Below are 7,329 nucleotides of genomic sequence, written 5' to 3' on the forward strand. Positions count from 1 at the left end.
CACTGTCACGGGAACCCATGAACCTTCATCAAAGCGACTATCGCGACCTCCTCACCGGCCTTGCCGCCGACGACGATCCACGCGTCGCCGTGGCGCTCCCGGCCCTGTTGCAAAAGCGCGTGCTCGATCAACTGCTGACGCGCATCTATGGCGCGGCCCTGCTCGATACGCACAAACCGGCGCTGGTCTCGCAGTGGTCCAAGTACTACTTCATGCACTGGTTACCGGCGATGCTGGTCAGCCAACTGGCATACGGCTGGGACCTGCCGTTGCTGCTGCGCGAGACCGGGTTGATCCTCGACGAGCGGGGCGTGCCGTTGGCCGTGCGGTTTTTCGAAGCGGGGGAAGAGGGTGACGCGCAGGCGTCGCTGGAGCCGTGGATCGCCAGCAATCTGCGGCCATTCATCGATGCTTTGAGCCAATACGGCGAGGTGCCGCCCGCGGTGCTGTGGGGCAACGCGGGGGATTATCTGGAGAGCAGCGTGCGCCGGTTGCAGCAGATGGGCCTGCGCAACCTGGCGCCCGCCGAGGGCTTGATGAGCCAACGCAAGCTGGCCGACGGGCGGGCCAATCCGCTGTACCAGCCGGTGCGTTACCTGGGCGACGGGCGCCGCGAGCGGCGCCACTGCTGCCTGGCCCGGCAGGTCACCGACGTGCCGCCCTGCGAGCACTGCCCGCTGGGCTAGCGCCGGTCTGGATCACGCGTTGGCGGCGCGCATCGCCAGCACCTCCTCGGCGGTGTCGTTCTCATCTTCACTGATGCTGTACCACGGTGCATAGCGCTGACGCCGCAGCCATCCGGCCGCTGTCCAGGTTTCGGTCGGGCGCCCCAGTGCGTCGTAGAACTGCCGATCGTGATAGCTGTGCTCCGCATCGCGATGACTCTGGTCGTTGATGTAGCGGTCGCTGTTGGCGAAGTACGGACGATACACGCGGGTCACTTGCCCCTTGGTGTCGTATTCCACTCGCTCGCTGACACGCCAGCGCGGATCGGCGTGGGCATCGCCTTCGAGCAGCTCACCGTCTTCGTCGACCTGATGGGCCAGCCCCGGCTCCACCCGCTGCTTGCTCTGCAGGCTGCGACCGAATCCATCGAAGCTTTCCAGGCTCATGCGCACCTGCCGCTCGGGATCACCTGGATAGCGGTCCGCCTGGAAGGCTGCCACTCGTACGGGTTGGCGGGCATAGCTGGCCAAGGGTGCCAGCAGCTCGGCGGTCTGCACGTCCAGCTCGGCCCGCTGCCATTGGCGCCGTGCCGAGGCGCGAAGCAGCCCGTTGAGCATGACCTGGCCACGGCCCACCAACTCGGCCAGCGCCTGTGGATCGGCTACGCTGACCGTTGGGGCTTCGCCCATCCAGCTGTTGCTCTCGTACACATAGGCCATGGACCAATCGCCCAGCCCCGCAGCGTCATCGGCAATGGCCTCGACGACGGTGCCGGCCATGATCTGACCATCGAGTTCAGCGAAGCCGACTCGTTCACCCATCTCGGTGCCGAAGAAGGTATTGATGGAAACCCGACCGAAGGCGTCGTAACTGGCCTGTTGGCGGTTGTCGTTGGGGTCGATCACCTGCACCGGCAGCAAGGTGCTGTAGTCGTATTGCGCTTGGGTAATGCAGCCGTCGGCGGTGGTGACCTTCACCGGCAGGCAGCGATAGGTGTCGTATTCGACCTGGGTTTGCCCCACTGCCGGGCTTTGCCGGTAGGCTTTGACCCGGTAGAAATCCGCGGCGTCGCCGTAGGTTGCATAACCCTGGCGCACGGACCAGAGCACTCGCTGTGGTTCATCCGGAAGAAACGCCGGCATCTGCGTGTAGCCCAGCTCCAGCAGCTTGGCGTTCAACGCCGTACGGTCCATCACCTCGTCATAGGCTTGCAGTGCGGCCTCGTCCAGCTCTGCGGTTTCGGCAAAGTCGGCCAGGGCCAGAAAGCTGGCGGTGCCGTCGGCGCAGCCCTGGTAGCGCTGCATGCTCAGCCCGATCAAGGTTCGTGGTGCCGCGCTACCGAGCAAGCCGTCGTCGCGCAGCAACGCCTCATAACTCAACTTCGCAGCCGTGACCTGCGCCTTGGGCAACGACCAGGCATTGCTGCGACTGCGATACGGCAGGTGCAGGCGCCAGTGTTGCGGGTCGGTGGTCAGGTGGATGGCCTGGCTCAGGCTCTCGGTGAAGTAGTAGTGGTGCTGCGCCGAATCGAACGCATCGCGCCACCAGGTCTGCTCATGCTCGTCGCTGTAGGGCGGGGTATCGATCTCGTGCTTGCGCCGGGCATAGGCAATGCTCAGGGCGTGGGTGACCGCGCCGTAGGCATCGGTGCGCAGTTGCACGCTATGGCTGCACTGCGGGTCATCGGCAAGGCGTTCGTACTGGTAGCTCAGGCTTTCCAGGTTCAGGGGCAGCAAACGGGCGTAGCGCTGATGGGCACTGGCGGGCTGCAGCAAGCGCAGGCCGGACCGCTGCACCTGCACCGAGTAGGGCACGGCTTGGCGGGCATCGCCATCGAGGCCGAACACTTCGCTGCGCAGCATCTGGCCGCTGAGGGCGCGGGCCATCTGCGCACGCAGATCGGCATCGATGTCGGTGACGATACTGTCGTTGCCCGTGACGCCGTCGTGATCGAGCAGCAGCACCGGACCCAAGGCACGTGCCTCGGTATCATGGGTATCGACGCCGTGCAGCACTTCGTCCACCGCCCGTCCGGTGTGGAACCAGGTTTTGGTCAGCAGTGGCGGGGAAGACGGTTCGGCCTCGTCCGACGGGGCTTCGGAGTCGGTGGTCAGCAGCAGGCCGAAGCCGCGCACCTCGCGGTCGCGTCCATCGTAGTAGCCACGGCGGTAGTTCAAGCGCTGAGTCAGGGTATTGCCGGTGATCTCGTCATGTTGTACCTGGCGAACCACCAAGTGCATGGGGAATGGCAGTTCGCACACCGGCTTCTCGCCTGCAGCCAACAGTTCTTGCTTTTCGTCCAGCCACTCCTGCGCCGAGCTGCGGTAGTACGCGCGGCTGTCGGCACCCATATTGTTGTTGGAACCGGCCATCAGATAGGGTTTACGGCCGCGGTTGAAGTCCAGCCTCCAGTGGCGGTTATGCAGGTGCGGCACACTGATCACCAGGCTCGAACAGCCCAGCCCTTGCAGGTCTGCGGCACTGACCTGCCAAGTGTTGTCATAGTGCAGCCCCTCGGGCCAAACCTGCAGCACCGGGTCGGCAAAGCCATTGCCACCCTGGTTGAGGAAGATCTGCGCATGCTCGCTGTGCAGGTAGATCAGGTCGCTGGCACCGGAGCCGTCGAGGTCCGCCAGGCGTACTCGCGCGGCATCGAATTCGCCGTAGCTGAACGGCAGGCTGGCCAGCTTGAAGCTTTTGCCGAATTGGCCACGGCCCAGGTTCGGCCAGCAGCGTACTTCATCGTGGCGAATGCGGATCAAGTGTTGCTGGCCGCTGCCCAGTATGTCGCTGAAGGCCACCAATTCACTGCTGCTGTTGCTCAGTGTCGGCAAGGCATCGTGGGTGTGGGCCACTTCACGGGGCGCGATGAAACCCTGCTCGCGATCGCTGGCATACAGACGCACGCTGCGCCCGCCGATCATGGCCAGGTCTTGCAGACCGTCACCCATGAGGTCGGCCATCTGCCCCTCGGCCTGGAAAAATTCCAGCGGGAAGGCGCTGAATGGAGTGAACCCGGTCCAGCGTTGGTCGGCGTCGAGGGTGAAGAAACCACTGTAGCCCGGCTGCGCCACCACCCAGTCCAGACGCCCGTCACCGGTCAGGTCGCTGAGGAACTGGCGGGCCGGCTTGCGGCTATCGGCCACCGGTTGCGCGGCGAGCGCTTTCCACGGACCATAGACCACGGCGTCGGTGTCGGCCTGGGCAGCGTCGCGCAGCGGCTCACGGTACAGCCATTCGTTATCGAGGTTATAGAGCACCCCGGCCAGGCCTTCGCCGTACAGGTCCACCAATTGGTAGGCGGTTCCGTCATCCAGCCCCGGCATCGCTTCGAACGGCTGATAGGCATAGCCTTCGAAACCGAAATGCTCGTAGCGAAACTCCAGTGGCGGCAGCTCTTCGATCTCGCGACCGTTCAGTGCCTGGTTGATCACGGCCGTCAGCAAGCTGTAACCCTGGCATTGGCGGTATTCCAGCCACAGGCGGCTGACCAGCAGAGGCTCGGCGCCCAGTTCGGCGAAGCGATGAAACATCAGCACCTGATGGCAGCGGCGCAGGGTGCGCACCTCGAAGCCGTAGGCGAAATCGGCCACCGGGTCGGGTCGTACCGGCCAGGCTTGGCTGGGTGCATAGGTGGGCACGCTGCCCTGTTCGATGCTGCGCTCGCCGTAGTCCAGCACCAGGTCGAAGTGCCAATGCGTCGGCAGGGTGCTCTCATCCCACAGGTACAGCGGTGCGAACGCCTGCAGGTTGCCGTAACGCACGCGGGTCAGGTAGCGCTGGGCACTGTGCTCGCGCTCATCGTCAGCGCTGAGGCCGCGGCCATCTTCGCCGGTGTATTCGTAGAGAATATGCTCGCCGTTGGGCGAGACGGACTCTTCCAACAGCCACTGCGCGACTTTTGCCGGGGCTTCGGCCGGGAAGATGCGCGCGCTGTCACGCTTGCCGTAGACATGCAGGCCGCCGTCGGCACTGTGCATCAGCCAGAACCCCGGCTCCTGTGCATCGCGCTGCCAGCGCTCGATGCGCGAGAAGCTGTCTTCCACACGGGGGAAATAGCGGGTCACCTGGTATTTCGTGCCCAGTGCCAGGCCGCGGAAGGTCTCGACCTGAGTACTGACAATAACTCCTTGGGCATTGCGCTCAGGCACCAGCACTTCGCCGCTGGGGCTGAGGATTTCGTCGTCGGCGGTGTACGCCGGGACGCCCTTGTTGGTACGCCGGGCAAAGCTGCTGCGGCTCAGGCCCCAGCCCATGCCGCAGATGCCGTTGCCGGCGCCACTGCTGTAGCTCAGGCCCAATTGCGGCGCGGTGCCGCGGCCCGGCGAAACGGGCAGGGGAATATCGAAGCTGGCGGCACCGGTGGTGCCGACCGCGCCCCAGCCTTTGCCGATGCTCTGAATGGCGCCGCCGCCCTTGGGTAGCGACGGGGCGTTGATGGCCAACGTGTTGTCGTTCGATGTGTTCATGAGGAAATCGCTGAAAAGAGAAAGTGATGAAGTGTCCGCCCGGCCAGTGGCCGGGCGGTATCCTTAGAAGTGATAGGTAGGCAAGCGAGGGCATCCGGTATAGAGCCTCGCTGCCGGATGGGTGGTTACGCCGAGGCGGCCGTGTAGCTGACCTTCACGATCACATCGCTCAGCGATGCCAGCAGCTCGGGCGTCGAGCGGGTGAACCTGAGGTTCCAGCTCGACACCGCACCAGTACCTTCGAACGGCAGGTAACGCTCGTCGTCGAAGTTGAGGGTGAACATACCGTCGTCATCCATGCCGCTGGACAAGGCGATCTGTTGGCTGGCGCGCAGGTTCTCGCGAGGGTTCTCATCGATCACGGCGCTCATCTCGACCTTGCTGTAGGTCTGGGTAAGCACGGCGGCGATGTCCTCGTACGGCCCCAATACCGCGGGCAGGGTCACGCTGACGCGCTTGATGCGGCGCAGGTACTGGCCAGGGTAATCCTCGTCGAACAGGCTCTGTTCCAGTCTGATTTCCAGACCGCTGTTGTTGCCCAGATCCCGCACCACAGTGGCCCATGGCTTCTCTGCGGTTTCCAGCAATTGGCGCACCGAGACGGTCTTGGTGATTTCCAGCTTGCGGGCATTGCGTTGCAGGTAGGCCGCTTCCATCTTCATCAGGTTGAGCTTGAGCGACTCGCCAGCGGTGAGGCCGCGGTAGCTGTCCTTCCAGGCACCGGGCTGAACGAAGCGGGTCTTGAAGTCGGCAATCTCGTACTGCCAGCACGCTTCGGCGGCCAGGCACAGCGACAGGGTGGTGTCGTAGGCTTGGTAATAGAAGGTGGCGAACTGGCCATTGAGCCACTGATACAGCTGAGCATTGGTGAAGCGCTTGCTCAGGAACTGGTAGGTGGTAGCGGCTTGCTCCACCAGCACTTGGGTCTGGCGCAGCTGCTCGGCGGTGACCTTGGCCTGCTCGTCGTGCACGGCCAGTTGCGCATCGATCTGTTCGATCTCGCGCTGGGCTTGCTCTTCGGCCTGCATCCACTCCTGGTGGCGGCGGCGGTATTGCTCAGTGCGGTCCAGCGCCTCGGCAGCACCGTGGAAGGCGGTAGCTGCGCCTTGGGCGAGGGCCGTTGCGATACCGGGTATACCCTCTAGACGCCAGCCACCGGTGCCGGTACCGACAATGGCGCCACCGGCCATGCCGGCGATCACACCGCCCACAGCGCTGAATTCATTCGGGATTACTTTCAGGCCTTCACCAATAGCCTGGGATACCGAGCCTATGCCCTCCATCACCCGAGCTTGCAAATTCAGCGCGCCCGCGGCCACTTCACCGGCGTTGACCACTTCATCCGACAACTTGCCGTAGTAGGCCAGACGACTTTCGGCGATGGCACGGCTGGCCAGCAGTGCCTTGCGGCCCTCGGTTTCCACACGCTGTACCAGCTGTTGCAGGACTACGGCCTGCTTGGCCATGTCCCAGGCTTGCTGTTGCTGCATTTCCTGCAGTTGCGCGCCTTCCTTGCGTTCGAGCAGTGACAGCAGGGTGCCGCCGAACTGGATCAGGTTTTCCACTGCAGCGCTGGCGCGGTTGTGCATGATATTGAAGCGGTAGTGCGGGATTTCCTGGCCCAGCAGTCGGCCGGCACCGCCACCTGCTGCGCCGCTGCCGTAGGCGGACATCAGCGCCCGCGGATCCAAGGGCGCTGCGAACAGCGGCAGTTGCAGCGGCTTGCCGTCCAGGGTGCGGTTGTGGCGCAGGTTGCGCAGGCGTGCTTCGGTGGTGTCCCAGTTCTGCACCAGCTCGCGGTTCAAGGCGATACGGAAGTACGGGCTGTCCAGCTCCGGCACGGTCGGGTCGGCGGTGAAGGGCATCAGTTGCAGGCGCGGTTGCGGGAACATGATCAGCGATTGGCCGTCGTTGGCCGCTTCGCTCTCGGCGGTCAGGCGTTCCTGTTCATTCAGGCGCTGCTCGAAGTCGCGCAGCCTGCCGTTGACCGAATTGGCCAGGGTGTTCAGGGTGATCGGCTCCCAGCCGCTGACCAGGCGCTTGTCCGGGCGTGGGCCCAGCAGGTCCAGCACGCGGACGTACCACAGCTTGGCTTCGTTCAAGGCGTCCGGGGTCAACTGGCGGTAGGCGCTGTCGCCGCGGTCGATCAGGTTCTTGATGAAGTGGTTGTACACGGCCTTGCGGTAGTGCACCG

2 protein-coding genes and 1 pseudogene are annotated in these 7,329 nt (G+C 64.3%); 1 reads left to right on the forward strand and 2 read right to left on the reverse strand.

Annotation, left to right across the window (positions count from 1 at the left end; genetic code table 11):
- The first annotated feature begins 17 nt into the window (after nt 1–17).
- Entirely contained in the window at nt 18–686 is a 669-nt protein-coding gene (gene fhuF, locus QMX89_RS16645) for a siderophore-iron reductase FhuF (protein ID WP_049860755.1), read from the forward strand.
- Between the two features lie 12 nt (nt 687–698).
- On the opposite strand, the gene QMX89_RS16650 is transcribed toward fhuF, so the two are convergent.
- Nucleotides 699–5,135 carry a SpvB/TcaC N-terminal domain-containing protein gene (locus QMX89_RS16650; protein WP_282349037.1) on the reverse strand — a complete coding sequence of 1,479 codons (4,437 nt, stop codon included), beginning with the start codon at nt 5,133–5,135 and terminating at the stop codon, nt 699–701.
- A gap of 125 nt (nt 5,136–5,260) precedes the next feature.
- A pseudogene (locus QMX89_RS16655) lies at nt 5,261–7,329 on the reverse strand (toxin); the annotation flags it as partial.

This window comes from Pseudomonas sp. PS01301, assembly GCF_029960215.1.
GTDB classification, from domain to species: domain Bacteria; phylum Pseudomonadota; class Gammaproteobacteria; order Pseudomonadales; family Pseudomonadaceae; genus Aquipseudomonas; species Aquipseudomonas coleopterorum.